This window comes from Candidatus Acidiferrales bacterium, from assembly GCA_035515795.1.
In the GTDB taxonomy this organism is placed as follows: domain Bacteria; phylum Bacteroidota; class Ignavibacteria; order Kryptoniales; family JAKASW01; genus JAKASW01.
In genome coordinates this window covers 108759-131817 of sequence record DATJAY010000003.1, presented here as the reverse complement: position 1 = coordinate 131817, position 23059 = coordinate 108759, and the positions used below count along the sequence as shown (strand labels likewise).

14 protein-coding genes are annotated in these 23059 nt (G+C 45.4%); 8 read left to right on the top strand and 6 right to left on the bottom strand.

The features are described from left to right. Positions 1 to 127 precede the first annotated feature (127 nt). A complete protein-coding gene (locus VLX91_01800) occupies positions 128 to 4468 on the top strand; it encodes a VWA domain-containing protein (GenBank protein ID HUI28921.1) in 4341 nt (1446 codons plus the stop codon). A gap of 720 nt (positions 4469 to 5188) precedes the next feature. On the opposite strand, the gene VLX91_01795 is transcribed toward VLX91_01800, so the two are convergent. Beyond that, complete coding sequence (locus VLX91_01795; GenBank protein ID HUI28920.1) at positions 5189 to 5527, bottom strand: helix-turn-helix transcriptional regulator; 339 nt, start codon at positions 5525 to 5527, stop codon at positions 5189 to 5191. A 785-nt stretch (positions 5528 to 6312) separates the two neighbouring features. Between VLX91_01795 and VLX91_01790 the strand changes: the two genes are divergently transcribed. Continuing rightward, positions 6313 to 8784 (top strand): ankyrin repeat domain-containing protein, encoded by a 2472-nt coding sequence (locus VLX91_01790; GenBank protein HUI28919.1) that lies wholly within the window; start codon positions 6313 to 6315, stop codon positions 8782 to 8784. Between the two features lie 400 nt (positions 8785 to 9184). Continuing rightward, a complete protein-coding gene (locus VLX91_01785) occupies positions 9185 to 10285 on the top strand; it encodes a hypothetical protein (GenBank protein ID HUI28918.1) in 1101 nt (366 codons plus the stop codon). Between the two features lie 175 nt (positions 10286 to 10460). On the opposite strand, the gene VLX91_01780 is transcribed toward VLX91_01785, so the two are convergent. From VLX91_01780 to VLX91_01765, 4 genes are all read right to left on the bottom strand, one after another. Beyond that, positions 10461 to 10952 (bottom strand): helix-turn-helix transcriptional regulator, encoded by a 492-nt coding sequence (locus VLX91_01780; protein HUI28917.1) that lies wholly within the window; start codon positions 10950 to 10952, stop codon positions 10461 to 10463. A gap of 335 nt (positions 10953 to 11287) precedes the next feature. Further along, positions 11288 to 11512, bottom strand: coding sequence for a hypothetical protein (locus tag VLX91_01775; protein HUI28916.1), 225 nt, complete (start codon positions 11510 to 11512; stop codon positions 11288 to 11290). Between the two features lie 34 nt (positions 11513 to 11546). Then, entirely contained in the window at positions 11547 to 11708 is a 162-nt protein-coding gene (locus tag VLX91_01770; GenBank protein HUI28915.1) for a hypothetical protein, read from the bottom strand. Positions 11709 to 11834: 126 nt separating this feature from the next. Beyond that, entirely contained in the window at positions 11835 to 12884 is a 1050-nt protein-coding gene (locus VLX91_01765; protein ID HUI28914.1) for an ankyrin repeat domain-containing protein, read from the bottom strand. 1059 nt (positions 12885 to 13943) lie between these two features. On the opposite strand from VLX91_01765, the gene VLX91_01760 reads away from it, so the two are divergent. The 4 genes from VLX91_01760 to VLX91_01745 all read left to right on the top strand — a co-directional run bounded on the left by VLX91_01760 (position 13944) and on the right by VLX91_01745 (position 18339). Next, complete coding sequence (locus tag VLX91_01760) at positions 13944 to 15128, top strand: hypothetical protein (protein ID HUI28913.1); 1185 nt, start codon at positions 13944 to 13946, stop codon at positions 15126 to 15128. A 435-nt stretch (positions 15129 to 15563) separates the two neighbouring features. Further along, positions 15564 to 16412 (top strand): hypothetical protein, encoded by an 849-nt coding sequence (locus VLX91_01755; GenBank protein HUI28912.1) that lies wholly within the window; start codon positions 15564 to 15566, stop codon positions 16410 to 16412. Between the two features lie 255 nt (positions 16413 to 16667). Beyond that, a complete protein-coding gene (locus VLX91_01750; protein HUI28911.1) occupies positions 16668 to 17492 on the top strand; it encodes a hypothetical protein in 825 nt (274 codons plus the stop codon). A gap of 379 nt (positions 17493 to 17871) precedes the next feature. Continuing rightward, complete coding sequence (locus tag VLX91_01745) at positions 17872 to 18339, top strand: helix-turn-helix domain-containing protein (GenBank protein HUI28910.1); 468 nt, start codon at positions 17872 to 17874, stop codon at positions 18337 to 18339. 217 nt (positions 18340 to 18556) lie between these two features. Here VLX91_01745 and VLX91_01740 read toward each other — a convergent pair whose 3' ends face one another. Next, positions 18557 to 20422, bottom strand: a complete 1866-nt coding sequence (locus VLX91_01740) for a hypothetical protein (protein ID HUI28909.1) — start codon at positions 20420 to 20422, stop codon at positions 18557 to 18559. A 1014-nt stretch (positions 20423 to 21436) separates the two neighbouring features. Between VLX91_01740 and VLX91_01735 the strand changes: the two genes are divergently transcribed. Then, positions 21437 to 23014, top strand: a complete 1578-nt coding sequence (locus VLX91_01735; GenBank protein ID HUI28908.1) for a lamin tail domain-containing protein — start codon at positions 21437 to 21439, stop codon at positions 23012 to 23014. The last annotated feature ends 45 nt before the right edge of the window (positions 23015 to 23059 follow it).

Here is a 23059-nt window from a genome sequence, read left to right as displayed (position 1 = left end):
AAACGACGGTACATAAGAATATTTGACATCGATCCGAAAGAGCATAGAGGAGGATGATATGTTGACTCAAACATCTCGAATTCCAGCCAGTATCGTACATTCATATTCAAATCGAATCTTACGGCTCATGCTAGCTGCGTTGTTTGAATTTGGAGCTATCGCGGTCCTCGGAGGATTATTCTTCACTACAAGTAGCCACGCTCAGACCTGGACGAGACGAGGTCCGGGACCGATCACACACGGTCAAGTGTCTACTCTTGACGGAGAGGTCGAGGGAGCGATTAATGCACTCGCTCCTCATCCCACTGACGCAAATATCCTTTACGTTGGAGCTGTCAATGGCGGTATTTGGAAGACGACCAACGCCACAAGCGCAAGTCCCAATTGGACTCCACAGACAGACATGGCGCGATCGGCTTCTATCGGAGCACTCGAATTCGATCCAACGGATGCTACAAACTCGACCCTTGTCGCCGGATTCGGTGCGTATAGCAGTTTCGGAGATAATGGTCCCCTTACCGGCCTTCTCCGAACAACGGATGGCGGGGCAAACTGGATTCCCATCGATGGTGGCGGTGTTCTGGACGGATTCAGCATATCAGGAGTCGTTCCACGGGGTTCCACTATTGTCATTTCCGTTGTCTATGTGCTTACATCCTATCAAAAATGGGGTATCTGGAGAAGTACCGATCTTGGCGTTACGTGGACGCAAATATCAGGAAGTGCAGGCACAGGATTGCCTGCAGGGGGATCATACGATCTTATCAGTAACCCGACTAACTCCGCGCAACTATATACCAACGCAGGTGTTAACGGCTTGTACCGCAGCACCGACAATGGAGCAACATGGACCAAGGTAAGTTCCGGTGCGCTAGATGATTCGATACGCACAGCCTGCAATATCGAGATGGCGATGGGCGTCAATAATAATATCTATGCTGCGATCGTAAGCGGAAATACGGATCAATTATCGGCGGTATTCCGGTCGGGGGACGGAGGCACTACCTGGACGTTGATGGATTTACCTAGTTCCTCAGGAATGGGAACTCATCCTGGGCACCAGGGATTCTTGCATCTCTCTATCGCTGCGGATCCAAACAATGCAAATATTGTTTACGTCGGCGGTGATTATGGTCCACGATTTCGAGGTGATGCTTCGAACGCCGCCGGCAGCCAGTTTGTGCCGTATACCGATTCGCAGAACGGACAAAGCGGAACCTTGCACAATACTGCTCCGCATGCAGACTCACGGGATTTAAGATTCGCGGCAAACGGAGATCTCCTCGAAGTTGACGATGGCGGAATTTATCGCCGCACCAATCCTCAAACGAGCAATGGTGATTGGTCCTCCATGAACGGTGATATTCAAGTTACGGAGTTTCACTCAACGGCCTGGGATGCCAACTCCAAAATAATCATTGGAGGAACTCAGGATAATGATACCCCGGAACAGACATCTCCAGCGAGCACCCTTTGGTCTAACGTAGATTATGGAGATGGAGGTGTTGTTGCTGTTGATGATCGTACAACACCCGGGCAATCGATACGGTATGTTAGTTCACAATACTTGGGGGGCTTGCAACGCAGGACCTATGATGCGACTAATACAAAGATTAATGTCGAATATCCCCAATTAACAGTCCTTAACGGCGGCCCAGCTCTTTCACCTCAATTTTACACACCATTACAATTAAATGCCGTCGATCCATCCCGTATGATTATTTCCGGATACAACGGCATATACGAATCGGATGACCAGGGTGAGACGATCAGTATGATTAAAGCGATATCCGCGAACGATGACGGATTGGAAACGATTTGTTATGGAGCACAAAGTAATCCCGATCTTCTATATGTTGGATCCGGCAGCCAGGTGTACGTTCGAAAATCCCCAAGGCCTGACACACTTGTTGCCTCACCGACATATCCTGGAGGTTATGTCCGAGGTATCAAGATGGACCCAAATAATCCTGACACGGCCTTCGTGGTTGCCGACCAAGGGCTCTGGAGTGCCAATCGGGGAGTGTATCAAACGACTGATACAGGTGCAACCTGGACTACTATTACAGGAAATTTATTAACATTCAACCCCGGAACTTTGCGGTCAATCGCGTTTGTTCCGAATACTGCCTCCGGGTCGATTGCAGTAGGAACGGATGTCGGAGTCTACATCGCAGATGGCCCGTCATTCAACACCTGGAGTCGACTTGGCGAAGATCTGCCAACGGCTCCGGTTCAACGGCTTGACTACATAGAACAGGATCATTTGCTCCTTGCCGGAACGCTCGGCCGCGGTGCGTGGACGCTCGGCCTTGCGACGCGGACTCCAGTAGACGTTATGCTCGTCCTGGATTGTTCGGGAAGCATGCTCGATGCGGCGTGTCCAGGGTGTTCTGCGAAATTGGATGTTCTCAAAGAGGCTGTCGAAATCTTTATTCAACTCTGGACAGCACTTGCAATCCCTGATGATCGCTTAGGGGTCACATACTTTAGCACAAACATCAGGGATTTTAATATTGGAGGAACGAGGCTCTTCCCGGTCATTACTAATGCTCCGGCGATGATCGCTGATATCAACTCTCAAACCACGGCTCCCGACAGCCTCACGGCTATGGGAGGCGGCCTTCAATCTGCACTCAGCACGCTGACCGATGCCACACGACCGCGTAATATTGTGCTGTTCACCGATGGGATGCAAAATGTAAATCCGATGGTAACAGACCCTAATCTTGATATCGCAAATCAACCTGGATGTCCTCAGTCCAACATCGATCCTACAACTCCGGCCACCAGATTGAATACTGATCTCCATGTAAAAATAAACACCATCGGTGTCGGTGCAACTCCACGGTTCGTTAATTTGCTGAGCAATATCGCAACGGCAACGGCAGGATTAACGAAGCTCACGACTGCACCAGATGAAGATCTGCGTCGATTCTATGTGGAAGAATTAATTGATGTTCTTCGACAGGCAAGTCCACAGCTTCTCGCCTATAGGCATGGAACATTAGATTCAATTGGAGCAACAGAATCATTTACGGTGAATAATGGGGTAAAGAAAGTCATATTCAAACTCAGTTGGAAGCGATCGGACAAGATGAGTTTTAGCGTTTTAAAAGGAGGAGTTGACCTCACTGGTTCCGGCAAGCTCATTAATGGATCCTTTTATCGGATCCTTTCGATTGATATGCCAACAGAAATCAATGGGAATTATATCAGCGCAGGTGGAAAATGGGATATGAAAATCACTGGCAGGAGCGGGGCGGATTATGAATCGGCCGCGATTGTAGAAGAGCCACAATTGGAGTACAACTTCTCCGTGGGCCAAAAGGAGTACATTGTTGGCGATTCTTTGAATTTGCGTGTGCAGTTGAAGTACGATAACGCACCTATCACTGATGCCACGACTGTCACTGCTACAATTATGAAACCGGTGCTAAGCCTGGGTACACTCTTGTCCGTCAATCCGATGCCAGCCGTCCCTTATGATTTTCGTGCAGAAAGTCTAGCTACCGTAGCACAGAAAAAACTTGCGATTCTTTCCCGTGATCCAGAATTTTTCAGGAAGCTGCGGCCGACAGGTGAAAAGTTGACACTTCGAAACAATGATGATGGCAGTTATTCCGCGGTTTTCTCCGACACCAAGATGGCAGGTACCTACTCGATTATTTTCGAAGTGGCGGGCAAAAATAATTCCATAGGGGACTATCAAAGGACAGAGATTTTATCTGCAGATGTCCGTTTTGGCAAAGCGGAGAGCGATAAATCGGATCTTTATGTTTCGTTGTTCGACAAGACAGCCGATGGCAGAAAAATGCTCTTGCATATTCGTCCCAAAGATCAATTTGACAACTTCTTGGGGCCTGATTATGGGGATCACATTCATGTTTCGCTTTCTCTTGGATCAGTTAACCCCAATATGAGCGATCTCTTAGATGGTGACTATACAATTCCTTTGAATGTGCCATTGACCTCGGATCCGAAGATAAGAGTTACTGTTATGAATGATACTGTATACGATGGGCCACTCTCAAAACTGGAACGGGCTCAGCTCTCAGTAAGTGTGCACGCAGGGATTACATCGCCAGTGTCTACGTTTGCTAATATTTACCACCAGGGCGCCCTTGTGGAAGTCGATTTCCAGGACCGCTTTTGGAGTCATTGGGCGATAGAACTAGTATTTGGTCGTTATGGATTTGACCCGGGTTTTCAGATTGTGGGAGGAACTGCCTATTTTAAGGGATACGTCCCATTCGGTGGTTGGGAAGCCTATGCCGCGGTTGGGGCGGGTGTATATAAACCTAGAGGCATAGATGCTACTCTAGGCCTTAGTGCTGGAGTGGGAATTGACAAACCAATTCTTCCGTGGTTGACGGGAGACATCGGTGCTTACTATTTCCATATCTACCCTAAGAACGACAAGATCACATTTGTTGGTGTGGAAGCAGGATTGAGATTTATGTTCTAATAGGAATGAGGACATTTCATAGGAGTAATAACTCGCGAGAGAGGAATAATTGTAAGTTTGAGATTAATTGAATCACTGTCTAGTGTAGAATCAAATACATATTTTGAAAGTTGAAGTATGGAAGTAGAATTCAGGATCCTATGGATTAATGGCTTCTCACGTCAAACATAGACTAATGAACAGTATAATATGTTCTACTTACTTGTAGTGTACCGATGCACAATTGTTTATATCAAGAACCTGTAAAAAACTTCAATACATGTGTGCCTAGATGTAATAGTGTATTCTTATGATTCTGTAGCAGTGAATCAATTTAAGTGAATTCCTTGACGTGCCTCCCAAAAGTGATCCAGTCCTGAGTTAGTATTGTTATATAGACTGGATCAAAGGAGACACGACAATGGGAAGCCACGTCACACAGTAGAAACGATTGTAGCGAAGTTTCGGCTCGGGCTTATTGGTGACGCGGAAGAAGAGTACCTGAATCTCAAGGCAATTGGGTTGATTCGTTACACGTCAAGGATAGAGCGCAAACGATTTGCGTAATTTGATATTGAAAAACATTCGTAAGACGGATACGGCGAGGATCCTTGAAGAGGTCTTCGGCTCGAAGTAAGTAATAGCACGAATGGTGACCTGATACCGTTTTGTGTACCAATGATAAGTTAGGCACCGAGATCGATTGAGGATATTCCCATAGCCTATGTTTCAGTCTCTTGCTTATCTCAAATTGACACCATTCATGACCGAGATTAATTTTTCGAGAAACTCTTTTGGTGGTGTGCTCATATTATGAATCCATTTATGGATTGCCTGCGGTGTAACGCCAACCAACGCAGCAAGTTTTATTCTGGATTTGCCGGTCAATTTCAGATAAGCACTAATTCTTTCACCATAGAATTCTTTCGTCTTGATCCTGGGTTCGTATCCGAGGAATTTCGTGATTTTCGGATGATACCGATGATGTGGACAGGCATAATTATTCTCCCAGTTTCGGAGTGCAAAAATACTTACTCCCAGCATTGTTCGGACTTCTTCTCTTGATAGCTTAAGTTCCATTCTCCTCTTTCGTATATGGTCACCCCACGTTCTTAACATCGCAGGAATCGGATAAGGGGGCTTGAATTGAGTTTTTTTTGCGGTTAACGTGGCATGGCAAAATGGCACCGGACGCTGATGCCTTCACGACAAGCACGTGCGTACCAAAAAGCATTGACAATTCAAAACTCGACGCTTACATTCTTGGCAAGGATAGGTTGATGCGTTGGATAATCGAGAGCGAAATCTTTTTGAACTCGGAATTGCTTTGACATAAATATGAGATTGCACAGTGGATGAGTTCCATCGTCATACATAAGTTTATACGCAGACGGCGGAACTCACGTTTTGAAGACAGGTTTTGCTGGCTATGGTGGAAAGTTCAATTCCGCAACATCAAACATACATGATATGATTTTCTTTGAAATGCCGCTTAACATCTCGTGTAGTCAATTCAAGTAAGTTGGCTTTGGCAAGAGGGCAGAAGATTTGTGGCAAAAGAATCTATGATTGACTTTTTTGTTTATTCCTCTAGATATATATACACGTACTGAATCGCGGCGGCAAAGGCGTTTGCAGTCCGGCGGATAGTCCCTGAACCTATTAAAGGAGGTTATGTCAAGGTGATCCGCATAAAATGCTGTAACAAGTCCACAGACAACCATCAAGCAATTGAATACAAAGGGTTTCGCACGTCTTCTGTAAAAAGTCATAGGCGTGGTATGCTGACACAAAATCAGAACTCCGCATCTTATGCGGACCAGTCTAATTAAAGTTGGGTTCCGCAACCCAAAGGAGGATATACTATGAATTGGTTCTGCAAACTGTTTGGTCGAGAGGAGAAATATCTCGACCAAGAGAACGCGAAGACACCTCTAGCTACTTTCGTAGCGCCGATCGCCACTGCATCATTATTGTTTCTGCTTCTCACTTTCGTGACCTGCAAGAGTTATAAGAGCGTAGATATTATCGCTGCTGCCAAAAATGGTGATATCCAACGAATTACAGCATTGATCGATGGTAAAACAGATCTGAACGCCAAGGACGACAAAGGATATACCGCGTTGATGATAGCATCGGAAAATGGCCGCATTGATATTGTTCAGTTACTGTTGGCCGCAAAAGTCGATGTGAACGCGAAGACTGACGAAGGCTTAACCGCGTTGATGCTTGCGTCAGGTAAAGGCCAGAGAGAAATTGTTCGTGTGTTGCTCGACACTAGACCTGATGTGAACGCCAAAGACAACAACGGTGCTACAGCCGAGGACATGGCATCACAGAATGGTTATAAGGAGGTAGCCCAACTCATAAGACAGAAGGCAATTGACATGGTACTAGAGGACATGGCGGCTGAGGTAAATAAGCAAGAGCTTCTGAGCGCGTCCAGCATCGGAGACACGTCCCGTGTCAAACAATTAGTCGGTGCCAAAGCCGACGTGAACGCAAAGGACGAAAAGGGCACGACAGCACTAATGTTTGCAGCAGACAAGGGCCAGAAAGATGTTGTGCGATTGCTAATCGCCGCGAATGCGGATGTGAACGCCAAGACTAACGATGGCAACACTGCGTTGATGTACGCGATGCTTACAGCTCACACAAATATTATTCAGATGCTAATTGATGCGAAGGCCGACGTGAACGCGAAGAGTAACGAAGGTAGCACGGTGTTGACGTATGCTTCAGGCAAAGGCTATACGGAAATAGTGCGGGTACTGATAAATGCGAAGGCCGACGTGAACGCCAAGACTAACGATGGTAATACTGCATTGATGTATGCTATAGACGCAGACCACTTGGAAATAATTCGGATGCTAATTAATGCGAAGGCCGACGTGAACGCGAAGGCTGACAATGGCAATACAGCGTTGATGCTTGCATTAGATAAAGGCCAGGAAGATATTGTTCGGATACTAATCAATGCGAAGGCCGACGTGAACGCGAAGGCTAACGATGGCAATACTGCGTTGATGGCGGCATCAGTCAATGGGAACGCTGATATTGTGCAATTACTAATTGCCGCCAATGCCGATGTGAACGCCAAAGCTGATGATGGCTTAACTGCATTGATGCTTACGTTAGGCAAAGGACAGAAAAATATTGTTCGGATACTAATCAATGCGAAGGCCGACGTGAACGCCAAGGCTAACGATGGTAATACTGCGTTGATCTATGCAGCAATGGAAGGCCAGAAAGATGTTGTTCAAATGCTAATTGGCGCGAATGCTGATGTGAACGCTAAGGCTAACAATGGCAATACGGCATTGATGTATGCGGTGCTTAAAGGCACTGCTGAAGTAGTCCGGACGCTTATTAATGCGAAGGCCGATGTTAGCGCCAAGGCTAACGATGGCAATACTGCGTTGACATATGCTTCAGGCAATGGTTATACGGGAATAGTTCGGATGCTAATTAATGCGAATGCTGACGTGAATGCCGAGACCAATGATCGCAATACGGCATTGATATATGCTTCAGGCAATGGTTATACGGGAATAGTTCGGATGCTAATTAATGCGAAGGTCGATGTGAACGCCAAGACTAACGATGGCAATACCGCGTTGATGTTTGCGATACACACGCACCACACAGACATAGCTCAGATGCTAATTGATGCGAATGCCGACGTAAACGCCAAGGCTAACGACGGCGGTACCCCGTTGATGGTGGCGTCAGGTGAAGGCCAGAAGGATATTGTTCGATTGTTAATTGCCGCCAAAGCCGATGTAAACGCCAAGGACAATGAAGGGCTTACATCGCTTTCGATTGCAGTAGACCAAGGTCACACTGAGATAGCGCGAATGCTAATCAATGCAAATGCCGATGCGAACACCAAGCTAGAATACGGCAATACGACGCTTATGCTCGCGGTAATGAAAGGTCACACTGAAATAGTTCGGATGCTAATTAATGCCAAAGCTAATCTGAATGCCAATAACGACGTAGGTGAGACCGCATTAATGTCGGCATCAGACGAAGGTCAGGAAGATATTGTTCGATTGTTAATTGCCGCCAAAGCCGATGTGAACGCCAAGGATAAAGTGGGAATGACAGCACTGATGAGAGCGGCACTTAAAGACAACACGGGTATTGTCCGATTGCTGATCGCTGCCCAAGCCGATGTGAACATGAAAGACGTTAATGGTGGGACGGCGCTGATGGTGGCATCCAGCAAAGGCAACACTGAAATAGTTCGAATGCTTAAAAAAGCCGGTGCAAAACAAGGGGTTCCTGGCGACATCCAAGCGTTGCAAGGTCGGTCCGATCAGAGTCACAAATGAGAGTCTCTCTCATGGAAAGACCATATTCCGTGAAAGGGTTAGATGACTTCGCGGCAGGCGATGCATTCTCTGACTCTGTCCGCTCGACAAAATCCACGACCACTCCTGCTGGCGAAACCCAGATTTGGTCACTGGTCAGACAAGCTGGTTAGCAGACGCACTGACCGGCTGAAGACTGGAAAAACGAAGATGCTAAGCTCAATGCGCTTGGGTTTTGATCTTCTAGACTCTTCCGCGGCTCAAGCTGACGAAATAAGCGTGGGTGGTTTTTACCGCGCGAATAAGTTTAAGAATAAAATAAAAAGGTTGGTACTCGCGCGAGGTTGGTGGTAATTGAAAGTTATCGTTGCCGTCAGCTTAGCCGCCATCCGTTAGGCTAAACAATGTTGAGAGGCGAATTGTGAAATACATAAACGTAAAAGTGTTATGCGGTGTGGCTATCGCGGCTGGAGTATTGCTATCGGGTTGTGACGGATCACCAACACCAGTAGGAACTTATACAGGTGGTGTTGTCGGCAACCCTAATCTGCCGCCAACAATCACGCTTGACACACCAGCAACAGGAGCAAGACAGTTGTCTGGTCACGCGAATAATGTCGATGCCAGTAGGATCAAGGTTGTGATCTACGTCCTGACAGACATGTGGTATATCCAGCCGCTGGCTAACGCACCATATACGAACATTTTCAGCGACGGTTCATGGACAAGTCAAACAAATCCTTGGAACCGCATTGTTGTACTGCTTGTTGATTCGTCGCTCTTCATGGCGTCACCGGAACTCACCCATCATCCTTCGGTGGAACAGGGTGTGCTTGTATGGACCGAATATCCATCCTCTGGTCCATCAACACTATCGTTTTCCGGTTATACCTGGAGTTTTGATGTTTCCAATGATTCAAATACGCCGTTCGACCCAGGTCCAAACTACTGGTCCAACGATCCTTCTGTCGTCCACGTTGAAGCGGACGGCTTGCATATGAAAATCACCAACGGCAACGGCTTGTGGCAATGCGGAGAAATTCATCTTCCGCAACGACTCGGCTACGGTAAATACACGGTGCAAATCAATTCTCGACTTGATCAGCTTGATCAGAATACAGTCGCTGCTCCGTTGTTCACTTACGCCAAATTAGATCAAGAATTGGACCTTGAGTACAGTGGAATTGGTGGCCTCGTCATCCCCGCACCAAACACCGCACACTTTGTTGTCCAACCATGGCAAACGTCGAGCAACGTCTACCCATATATCCAGCCGCCTATCTCCCGGTTTACTTCACAAATTCAGTGGCAGGCAGACCACGTGAATTTCCTTACTTGGAAGGGATGGTCAGCAGTTCCGGCAGACAGCGATATTATCCAAGAATGGGATTACAAAGGAGCAGATATCCCGCCACCTGGCCAATTCGTATATATCAACCTCTGGTTATTGAACGGTCATCCCCCTGTGAGTGGTGTGGGTGATGAAATGATCATCAATTCATTTACGTTTACATCACAGTGAACGTAAGCAATAACTATCATGAGATAGTGTGGCCGTCTGGTTTTGGCGCCACCGTAGTTGTTGCCGCGATCATCTACAAACGACATGAGAGAATGGCCACCAAACAAGGCGCTCCAGCCGACCGAGCCTAGCGGCGCGTCGGCTGAGCTTGGCCGTTAAGTTCGGTCATTGAGAGTCACCTAGGTGCTCTGAGAAAACCAGTAATCTTTTTCACGATCTCCCGCGAGGTTTTCCCTTTGTCCATCTCCAATCGGCAGAGTGTGTGTTCATCAATGTGGAGTTGCTTTGCAAGTTGTTTTCTGCTTATCCCGTGAAGCAGCCTATATCTTCTGACTTTTTGACCTGTCGTACTGGTTGGAAAAAGGTTTTCAGGCACATATCCTAAGAAATCAATAATCTTGGGGATATGTCTCGTGAGCGGTTTGCAGTAGTTCAGCTCCCATCCAACGATGGTCATTTCATTGACATTTATTATCTTTGCAGCGCCAATTTGGTGAAGGTTTAGATCAAGCCTTTTTTTCCGTATATGGTCTCCAAGAGTTAACAGGGCCTTTGGGTAGAGTTTGGAAGGTGGCTTTTTAGCGATTAATTGGACATGCAGAACGGCAACGCAGGGATGAAGGTGTGGGGGTTTTGAGAACATAAATTCAACTTGCGTCTGTGCCATGACCATGATATAACACCACACATTTGAGGATTGTGTGTGTTTCGTAGGACAGACACACATATCGAAGCACCCGCAGTCAATCTAAGATCGCTTAATCTTCACTGGCTCTTATACACCGGTCCGAATCTTACATTGACTTTGATGACGCGAGAGTTGTTCGAAACAGGAATAAATACATCATTCTTGTTCGAAAATGAACACAGGTGTACGAAACTGAACAGTGATCGCATGAGTAGATCCATAAAACCTCCGGAAACCTGGATCACTGATTGATTCAGGTGGTATGTTTGTTGTACCTATGTCATTTATGGACAAACGAGGAGTTTGTTTAGTCGTCATTGATATTGGTCATTGAAGATTGGAGGAAGGGTATGCTGAAGAATTATTTTAAAATAGCTTTTAGAAACCTGCAGAGAAACAAGGCTTTCTCTTTCATAAATATCATCGGCTTTGCAGTTGGCATCGCTTGCTGCATTGCCATCATGCTTTTTGTCCACGACGAACTTAGCTATGACAAGTTCAACAAAGATGCTGGCCGGATATACAGACCGGTTCTTCACGTCTTGAGAAATGGGAACGAGGTGAGTGCCCCGATTACTCCCGCAGTGATGGGACCAACACTCTTTCGCGATCTTCCGGAACAGCGACATACATTTGGCTGTCGCCGACGTCAATGTCCGCGGCGTTAAGATTGATTTGCTTGAGTGCATCAGTGCGTGTGATTTTTTGTGGACGGTGGTGATGCTTTTTTGCCATACAAGAACTCCTTAAATTCCATCGTGAGAAAAAGACCACGATGTCCTTTAGCCGTCAGTTTTGGTGTGAGGAACTTTAGAAACTACTCATGTAATACAAAGACATGACAGTACTGAAATCTCATCATTATTCTGTAGCTCCTGCTTTCTGAAGCATTTGCACAATCTCCGCATTACTGGCATTCCTCGCGATGTACAATGCCGTATGACCATTTTTAGTTTTTGCATTAACATTCGCTCCGTGGGCGATTAGGGTTCGAACCACCTCGGCCCAACCAGCAGACGCAGCAAATATCAAAGATGTTGCGCCTTCAGCATTTTGAAAGTTAATATTTGCATGTTTGCTCAATAGAAGTTCTATGATCCTGACATTCTTACATAACATTAAAGGTGGCATACCTCGGCTGTTAACGATATCAACGTTTGCTCCTTTATCTAACAAGATCTTGACAAACTCAACATCCTCGATCGCTACCGCATCAGACAACATCGGGTCACGCGAGAGGACGCCGCTGACATTGACGTCAATATCGTGTTTAAGCAATGCTTCTACGATAACAGTATCATGTCCGTAATAGCTGTTGAATAACAATTTCCCATTTACCTTTGCAAAGTGATCGAGGAGTATGTTCACTATCTGGATGCGAGGAGAATCATTATCAGAATCTCTTCTGAAAGGACTATCCACTGCGTATTCTAGAGCGGTCTTTCCATTGTAATCCACTGCATTAATCTCAACTCCTCTAGCAAGAAGCATTTTCACGACCGAAAGTTGCTGGAAATGAGCTGCACACATTAATGGCGTTTCACCGTTAAACGCGTTTGAGTTTGGGTTAGCGCATTTCTCAAGGAGCATCTCCACGACATCAACATGCCCCAGCATCACTGAAACCCTCAACGCCGTATTACCGTTTCCGTCTTCTAGATCGCAGTCCGCGTTTTTCTCAAGTAAATATCTTACTACGTTGGCATTGCCATTTAGTGAGGCAATCTCCAAAGCAGTATAGCCTTTAGTGTTTCTTGCGTTGATTCTTGCACCTTTCTCAATCATGACGCCGATTGTATTTGTGTCTCCTTTATCAGCAGCATCGACCATCTTGTCAGTTGTGTTTTCACCGCACCCAGAAAGAAACACGGTCAAAGCAGAGACAAGTGTTAGAACTTGAAGATTAATCATAGTAATACTTCTCTTTATGTAATATGTCTTTCACAACCCAACAAAAGCCCATCCCTTCCTTTCCGCGAATGGCATTGATTCGTCTAATTGCAACTAGCCTGCCATGAATCCGCATAATATTCCGGCATTAAGAATGTCATGTCCCAACAAACTCTTAGGTTTTGTCTCATTTCCAGAGTTTTCCACTTCATATCATTCCCTAAATCATGGATTGTTATTGGTGAACTCTTAACTCCTGATGCAGCATTCCAAATATGAGCGCATACCATCGCAGTCTTTACTTGATCTATGTCCAAGCAGTTCTTTTGTTACACTAATGTCATATTTATCGTCGAGAATGTCAAGCATTTTTCCCTATAGCACATTGACTCACAAAGAGGGTAACTCTTGAGGAGTCGATGCGCTGCTTACTAAGAAAGCTTGACAATATCAAAACCGACGCTTATCTTCCTGACGAGAATAGACTAACTCGGTGGATAAGTTGGACCGAAACCTTGTTGAAACATGAATCGCTCCGAGATAGATATTAGCTTTCTTCAGTCGAAGTGTAGCGTGACTATGCGTGGGTTCAAAAGCACATGAATGGACTCAAGTTTTGAGTTGAGGCAGAGGAGCAAAGAGCCCACTTGACAACACACTTTGATTTGCGGAATGATACCCGGAACGGAGGTGGGATGATGAAATGAAAACAAAGGTTTTGCTCAATCATAACATTCTCACCGCCAAAGTGTAAGGCGGATTCATGGAAGGGCCATCATGGTTAGCTGAGGAATTCTGGCAGTGCGATCATCTTTTTTAGAGAACGGTCTCAGTATCCGGATGTGTTATCTCTTTTTATCTCTCTTAGTGATTTCTTGCTCAAAATATCAGTCGTTTGATGAGAGCGAGCAAGGCGAAACCATCCTCAAAAGCAGACGATGGGAAGTAAAACTGCCCTACAAAAGTGGAAAGAATGTCACCATTGATCTGTCTCGACCTGCTGAACTTCTGATGTATGAATCTGGCGGAGATTTTCATGTGGTTCGAATTCCGTTGGAAACTAAGGGAGAGCCTGGGATAATGAGATATGCAAAGTTAGACGAGGGTAAAAATCTCCATCAACTTTCAACAGGTCAATTGTTGGTTGAAACAGAGGAGGACAATCGCGCATTCGTGGCTTTGCTTGATTCTAAAACGTTAGATCTACTATTCTCTACAACACTAAAGTATTCCACTAGTTCAATAATTCCTACAAGTGATCATTATATCTCGTTTGAACACTGGACGCAGAAAGGTGACATGCTGATCTTTTTTCACAATCTCATCAGGATCAGGCGTTATTCATGGACTGTTGGAGATTACTCCTTCAGCGTCCCCTATGTTGTAGATTCCAGGTATGATATTTACCTAATTAACCTAGCAACGCAGAGAGTGCGGTCGTTTTTTGAACTGACCCCTTCAGCCTTAGGCCCGCTTGGGAAATTATTGAAGGAAGAAAAATCCGAGATTATCAGCCAGAAAGGTACTTATTCTCTTCCTGAGTCACAGAAAGTTCCGCTCGATCGATATGTCTATACGTTGGATAAGTTCTTCCTTGTTGACGATCAGCAAGTTTTGATCTTCTCTCTTGAAAATGAAGTGGGAACATCCTTGTACTACTTGCTTGATCTTCGAAAAGCTAATGCTGTTCCGACATGGGACCTGCCAGAAAATATCGCTGCACAATATCCATACGAGCTTAACTTGACAGAAGCTGATACAACAGAGCGAATGAACTCTCAAGATCTTGTGGTAAAGAATACAGACATGATTGACGTGACTTATGCTGTGGATGAGATCGGTCTTTCTCCTGCGGGGTTTGTGCTCGTGGGTCGGGAGAAGTACGGCGAGGATGTATATGCAGATGGGAGATCAGTGGCTGGACTCCAAATTCTTGCTGACGGGATAATGAAACAGACTTGGTGCTATCATCTTGGCCATCACTATCGTCTTGGGCCTTTGCTTTTTGATCCTCTTAAGCAACGGGTTTTTTTCCCAGAAGAAGACTCCGAAGGTAAATTTAACGTCGTTGGGTGCATGACCGACAATGGGAAGAAAACCTCCGCCTTTCCTGCAAATATCCTGATAGATCAGGGCAATGACGACAAGGGAGGCCCGACCTTGAGGATCGTTGGAACTGCAGTCGATTTTGAACATGGGTTGATCTATATTCACAACCAGAAACGACACAGCGTTTTCTGTGCAGATATTGATCTTCCTCACTAAACCCGGTTGTTTTGCCAGAACGAAGTCAGCCCTATTGTTCTGCGATTAGAAAACACGACGCAGAGAAGAGTTAGTTAGAATTTGCTAAGAAAAGCTAACAAATGAGTCGGGTTGACGCGGGGAATTTTGGGTTCTTTCAAAGTTCGATGTGTGATGTAGTATCATGGCTTCGTCAAGGTTCATAGATGGTCCCCACCCAACTCAACCGTACTGTTAATTCAAAGAAAGGAGAAAGGTATGTCACAGATCGGAATACTATTCTACATTGATGAAGTTGGCGGCGGAGTGTATGGACACAAGGCATACAAAGTATTCTTTTCGTTTTGTCTTCTTAATTTTCAATAAATAATAAGTAATTGTGGTTAGGCTGCATTATTGTTTTGTGCGGTGGCTTAAAAACTACACTGTTACTAAACAAATAATTTAGGTGATCCTATGAAAACCAAAACAAAAATATTTTCGTTATTGTTGTTTTTAACACCTTTAGTAACCATTGCGCAAACAGAAGGCTATTACTTAAAAGATGAATATAAACCCAATTCCACCCTTAATGTTGATTATAGAACCGAAACGATACTTGAGATAACAGATATTACGGGCGATGAAAATATGCTGGAACGCCTAAAAAGTAATGGTTTTAGTTTGCCTCTGAAAGCGATTACAACACAACTAATAGAGACTAAGATAATAACGGGTGCTATTAATAGTGATAGTTCTTTTCCAGTTAAAATGACGCTCCTGGATATTCATAAAAACATCTCAGTCAACGATAAAGAAATAGATTTGCCCGACCTAAGTACTTTAAAAGGTGTGACGATTAATTACACATGTACCAAAGATAAGAATTTTGATAACTTAAGAATTGAAAGTGGTAATGTAAGCGATGAAATAAAAACTATTTTCTCTGATGTAACAAAAGGCACAAAGTACCCTGACAAACCAATTCATATCGGTGATAGTTTTCAACAAGAAATGTCCACGCGAATTCCAATACCTGGAATTGTTGCAGTTAATATGAAGATAGTTATGATTTATCAATTAGAAAAAGTCGTTGAAAATAAAGGATATCTTCATATCACGGTAAAGATGTTTATGACGCCAGATGATTCAAGTTATACGTTAAATGGAAATGGTAATGGTGAAGGTACACTGATTCATGATTTCCAAGAAGACATTTCACCTGAAGTCAATATCGGCATGACAATGTCTTTTGCAATAACAAAAGATAATCTAAAGATTAATTCGAATTTTGGCACAAAAACATTTTCGAAAATAACTTATTAAGTGTTTCATAACAGGCAGGTCAACTTGACCGCGTTTTCTTATCGACATTTGCGTGATTATATAGTTCGTTCTGTTTAGTTAGCATTGTTTCTAACAGTAGTTCCATTTGTTAGATTAGGCTGTAATTAAAAAACATTTTGAAACAAAAATTCCTGCGCAGTGCGGCGAGTTACCCGCCGCACTGTTCGCTCAGAAAGGAGGGAGGTAGTCGTATCTTTGTATTGGTACGTGTTGAGTCAAACGGAAAAGTAACTCATGAGGAGAAACTATAAAATGAAGAAACAGAATGTTATCGACAGAGTCATTGCATTGTGCCTCGTTGGTATCGGCCTGACAGTGGTGTGTACCCCGGTCTTGCCGGCAAAGCTTCAAAACTCGTCGTTTGTACGAAAACAAGCCTACACACTTGTGCGCTATGTCAAGATGGTCGGCCTATCAGAGGAGTCCACCCCCCTGTCCCAAGAGGCCCGTGAGGAACTGTCATCTCTTAGTTTTGGGCAGACTTCCGCAGCACCGGCACTTAAAAAACTTAGACGTGCCCTACTGACTCCGACCGCTGGAGGCAGGCGCCTCATTGACCTCATTGAGTCACTGACAGCGGTGTTTGTCGCTTGTGACATCAACAAAACTCAGGCCAACAAAGATGGGCAATCCAATCTTGTAGACCAGATTGGAGCACTTCTGAAGCTGCAACGACAAGTTGCGACCCTCAATTGCCACAGTCAAAAGAAAGACATCCCAGAGAAGTACGGACTCTTCGCGGAGTATCTGTGGATTCTTGATAGACTGCCATACACGGGGGTTCAGGGTAACACCATACGGGCTGCAGTCTTGGACATGTTGGACGAGAGAGAGACTCTGACATATACCAAGGACGACTTGGCAAAACTCGATGACTTCCTGAAGGCTCTTCTCGCTGCCTCTCATGCCGATCCTACCGATAAATCTGAGATAATGCGTCCTCTTGTACCGCTGATGTTTTTGGCTGTCCAGTGGAAACTGGATGCGGAGACGTTTCGCTTAAGTGGATATACGGACGAGGCGGAAGTCATAGAGAAGATAGGGGAGTTGATGAAGTAGTCACGTAGTATCGCTCATAAGACGGGGCCTTTTTGCTTGTATTGTTCGGACATATGGTTGGTCTTGAGACTACAATGGGTCATGTCGTGAAGCACTCCGTATCGTTTAATCTTATGACCCAAAGTCTTTTCGCGAAAAATGTTCTTGGACACGTACCCTAAGAAATCGACTATCTTAGGAATGTGCCTTGTCAGTGGTTGGCAATGGTTCAGTTCCTAGCTTACGACGGTCATTTCATCGACACTCATGATGGTTGCCGCCTCGCGTTGAAGGAGCTTCAGGTCAAGTCGTTTCTTCCGTATGTGGTCTCCAAGGGTGAGCAACACCTCTGGGTAAGCATTCGAAATCGGCTTTTTTGCCTTAATTTCGAAATGGCAGAATGGCAACGCAACCATGTAGTTGCGTGGCTATCTTACCAATCACCCTAAGTGCCCGAAATCCCACCGGAATCCCGCGAGTTCTCAAAACATACGGAGATCACATCAGGAAGCGCCGGTTGGGACAAAAGCTTTCTCAGCGGGAGCTTGCGCGTTCGCTCCACATCGACGAGTGCACCGTAACCAATTGGGAGCGGGGACGAACTCAGCCGACCCTTCAGGTGCTTCCGAGAATCATCGAATTCATAGGTTACCGTTTGGAACTTGAGGTTGATGGCTCCCTCGGTGGGAAGATTAGGCAATACCGCTGTCTCAACGGCCTCAGCCTGAATGACCTAGCGAAACAGCTCGGCGTTGATATAGACACGGTAAGGGGATGGGAACGAGTTGGGCATAAGCCGAAGAGAAAATTGAGAAACCGACTCGCCTTGTTCTCTGACTCAATTGGTCATGATCAGGAAATTCAATGAAATAATGTGTGACCTCAGAAAATTTCAGAAGTTCTTGAACTATGTCGGCAATCGACGTGTGCAGTCGGAACGGCTGCTCGAATCAAAGATCAGCGTTGCTAGGTTGAGTTTCATCGGCGAAGTCGGACCTGACATCAGAATTGACATCGGGGGTTTTGGTTTCGGATTTCCACCTCTGCCAATCTCTCACACCTGGCTCATACGTTCAAAGGGAGCATCATTTGAACATTTCAGACAGTGCTCTCCGCCAAACACAGCCACCCTCAGTTCCAGCGAAGATATTCGTTCCGCTGACCGTTAGGGACAGGACGGACATGTTTCTTAAACCGCTGTTGAATGCAGCCCAGCTATTTCCACCATTGGTTGAAAGGAACACACCTGCATCCTTGGTTCCCACAAAGATATTTGTGTCACTCACGGCGAAGGAAGTGACAGCTTGACTGAGCAAACTGCTGTTGATACGATTCCAGTATGAGCCACCATTGGTCGAAAGAAAGATGCCGATGTCTGTACCCGCAAGTATGTTCTTACCTGAAACCGCAAGCGCGTGAACGCAGGTGTCGGTTAGGTCAGTACTTTTCCAAATTGTGTCGTTGGTGGAAACCAAGACGCCGTGGTCTGTACCAGCATAGATATTCTTGCCGATCATGACAAGTGCATTGACGTCATAATTACTCAATTTACTGTTAACCTTAGTCCAGTCCTCGCCTTCGTTGGTCGAGAGAAAGAGACCGAAATCAGTTCCAGCAAAGACATTTGTTCCACTCGTAGCAAGGGAAAGCACTTGATAATGTCCAAGTATTTCCCTGCCTGTTGTACCTTTATTGACAAGACGCCAGCTTGAGCCATTGTCGGTCGAAAGAAGAACACCGCCGTTAAAGGTACCTTCAAATAGATTCGTTCCACATTTTGCGAAGGACTCAACGCAAGGAGAGACACCAGCTTCCCCGACCAAACTGTCATTGACCTGAGACCAACTTTTGCCTTCATTGGTCGAAAGAAAGTTGCCACAACTAGTTCCTGCAATAAGATTTGTGCCACTGGAAGCAAGGACGTTGACATCGAGGCCAATCAGTCCCCCGTTAAGTTGGGTCCAGCTTTCACCGCTATTGGTCGAAAGGAAGATACCTCCGTATTGGGTTCCTGCAAAGATATTCGTGCCAGTAACAACGAGAGAAGTTACATCTTTATCAGTCAGGCCATCATCAACTTCCTTCCAGCTTGAGCCATCATTGGTCGAAAGGAACACACCATGGCCGTACATTCCTACAAACAGATCTGTACCATCTATATTGTTTGGAGATGGGCTTACAGCAAGTGTATAGAGGAGTGATTCAGGCAAACCATTGTTAACGTCAATCCAGCTTTCTCCATTATCTGTCGAAAGGATAACACCGTGTAAAAAGGCTGTCGCATAGATTTTTGTCTTGCGTGTCTCACCATGACTGACAGCAAAACAAGTGATGTCAAAAGGACGACGAAATAGCGGATCATACAGCCCGTTGTCGGCTCGAATCCAGTTTGAGCCTCCGTCGGTTGAACGGAACACGCCAGAAGCAGTTCCGACAAAGATACTCGCATCGGCGAACGCAAATGATTGAATCGGTAGGTCACGCGGGTCGCCACTGATTGCTGCACCGATTATAGGCCAGCTTTTACCCCTATCGGTTGAACGATACATAAATCCATCTTTGGTTCCAACAAAGATATTCGTATCACTAACAGCAAGTGCATCAACTTGCTTGCCTTCCAAGCTGCTGTCGATTTGTGTCCAGTTTGAGCCAGCGTTGGTTGATAGAAATAGACTGTCATCAGTACTCGCAAGGACGATCGTTCCGCTGATAACAATATTATTAACATGTTTGCCTTTCGGACCATTATTGACTTGCATCCAGCTTGAGCCAGTGTTGGTTGATAGAAATATGCCATCGGGAGTCCCTGCAAAAAGATTTGCACCCTGAATAGCGAGGGAATAGACTGCCCCGCCGTAAGGGCCACTGGTTTGTTGCCATTGGGCAATCGATAGTCCTGCACTAGTGAAGGTGAAGGTCACCAAAAAAAGAAGCCGGGCTGTACCTTTCATATGTCATACTCCTGATATAATTGTCACGCGTGGTCTGAAACTACTTTTCAGTCAACCCATTCATTAATTATCCTCGGTCGACACACTTGACGAACAATTTCACTTACTGGCCTTTTGCGGGGAACAGACGACCACTTAAGTTAACTCGCTACCACAATGAAAATCAACTTGTTGATTATTGATCATGAAGCGATCCACAGACGAATGGGGAAAAAGTGAAGGGATTTAGTGGATTTGTACTTCATAAGAAGGAAGGATAAGTTTGAAAGTGTACAAGGGAATGGTGTCTGAGAGGTATAAAAACCAAATGTGTCTTTGCAGTAGCTCTACACCACGCACCACATACAAGATGACGCTACTATCTTTGTCTGGCAGAGTGCCTGCTTAGTCCGGACCTGCCCCCATATTATGTACCAATGATAAATTAGTGATTATTTCCATATCAAGCATTGGCGACCCGACAAGGAGACTGGTTTTTGAGATTCTGTTTGTGACAGATTGTACCGCCTTCTTGCATTAAAAGTTCCATCTCAATCATCTCCCTCTGGAAACACAAACAGGATTATCGGTCAGGCTTTCTTTCGTTCTGAGGATCAATAATGGAAATCAATTTACTGAGATATTTATCAGGGGGCGTGCTCATATTATGTATCCACTTATGGATTGTCATAGGACGAACGCCCACTTTTGAAGCAAGCTGTGTCCGAGACATTCCGTAGGATTTCAGATAATGCAGGATCCTGTCGCCATAGAATTCTTTCGTTTCGACTTTAGGGAGATACCCCAAGAATTTCACAATTTGAGGATGGTATCGGCGATTCGGACTAGCATAGTTATTCTCCCAATTTCGGAGTGCAAAGATACTTGCTTCCAGCATCTTGCACACTTCTTCTCTCGATAGCTTGAGTTCAACTCTTTGCTTCCGGATATGATCGCCCCAGGTTTTCAATGTCGCAGGAACCAGATAACGGGGCTTGAATTGGGGCTTTTTAGCGGTTAAAGTGACATGGCAAAATGGCACCGGACGCTGAATGGATCGAGCTTTACAACGCCACAGATAAGATCATCGATCTGTCTGGTTTCAGAGTCGAGACGCACGGAGGTTCGGACAAAATAAAATCTGGTTCCATAATTGGGCCCGGGGAATTCGCCGTTCTCTGCAAGGACTCATCGGTTTCAGTGCTTCATTATCCTGTGAAGAATCTCATAATTCAATCGACTCCTTCGCAAAATAACAGCGGCGATTGGATGGTCGTTTATGACAATCAGGGAAACCTTCTTGATTCGATGAGTTATGTACCATCTTACGGCGGCGCAAACGGGAGATCGCTCGAACGCATCGATTGTTTTGCGGGAAATGATTCTGCCAATTGGCACGAATCAGTTGACTCGACCGGAGCAACGCCTGGAATGATAAACAGCGTGGCGAAACTCCTCTATGATGTTTGCTTGAAGAGATTAAGCTGCAAAGTGGCTATAGATGTGAACGACCATGCGGACATAGATCTTATGGTTCAAAATGACGGCCGAAATCTGTTGAGTACCATAGACGCCTCGATTGACATTTTGAACGATGATGGAAAATTAATTTTCTCAGACAGGCAATTGTTGAATGTGACGCTGAAGCCGGGCGATAGTGTTTCCGCAAATTTTGTTTTTACGCCGGCGCAATCAGGGGCATGCAAAATACTTGCACAGATTCATCAGCCGCAAGATCAACGGCCATGGAATGACACCCTGTCAACATGGACGAACGTCTGCTATCGTCCGCAAGATATCGGTATCAACGAAATCATGTATACCAGCGGGATGATGGGCGAGTACTTCGAAATCTGCAACGCTTCGCAAAATCCGATTGATATCACAAACTGGGCATTTTACACTTCTTCTGAAACAAAGCCGATTCACCTGTCGGCAGTTCAAAAAGTCCTTCCTTACAATAACTATTTCGTGATCGCCGCAGACACTTCAATATTAAATTTTGTGACAGACACAAGTCTCGTTCTGATTACGAAATCGATGACGCTGCGCGACAACGGCGGATATATAGTGCTGGAGGATCCGTCATGCACATTAATCGACAGCGTTTACTATACACCATCATGGCACAACAGCGACATTGCCAATACCTCCGGTCGATCACTGGAAAAAATAAACCCGATGCTTCCGTCTAACGAGAAGACAAGCTGGTCAACCTGCGTTTCACAAAATGGCGGAACGCCTGGAAAAAAGAACAGCATTTTCATGGATGCTGGAAATATCGCAGGATCCGGATCGATCTCGGTTGCCCCGAACCCTTTTTCGCCCGATGGCGACGGCGTAAACGACTTCACTTTCATCAACTATTCTTTTCAATCTTCGTCTGTGAAAGTTCGAGTCCGCATTTTCGATTCGATCGGGAGGCTCATCGCGACTCCGGTTGACAATACGATTCTCCCATCATCGGGGAAGATAGTCTGGGACGGGAGAGACAATTCAGGTAAGATCGTAAGGTTCGGATTATATATTCTGTTTGTTGAGGTAACCGGATCGGATGGGAAATCTCTTTCCAGGTACAAAACGCCGCTCGTCGTGGCAAAGAGAATGAGGTAGAGTTGAAAACTTGCGAGCGAAGCCTGCGACTCGTAAGGACCTGGA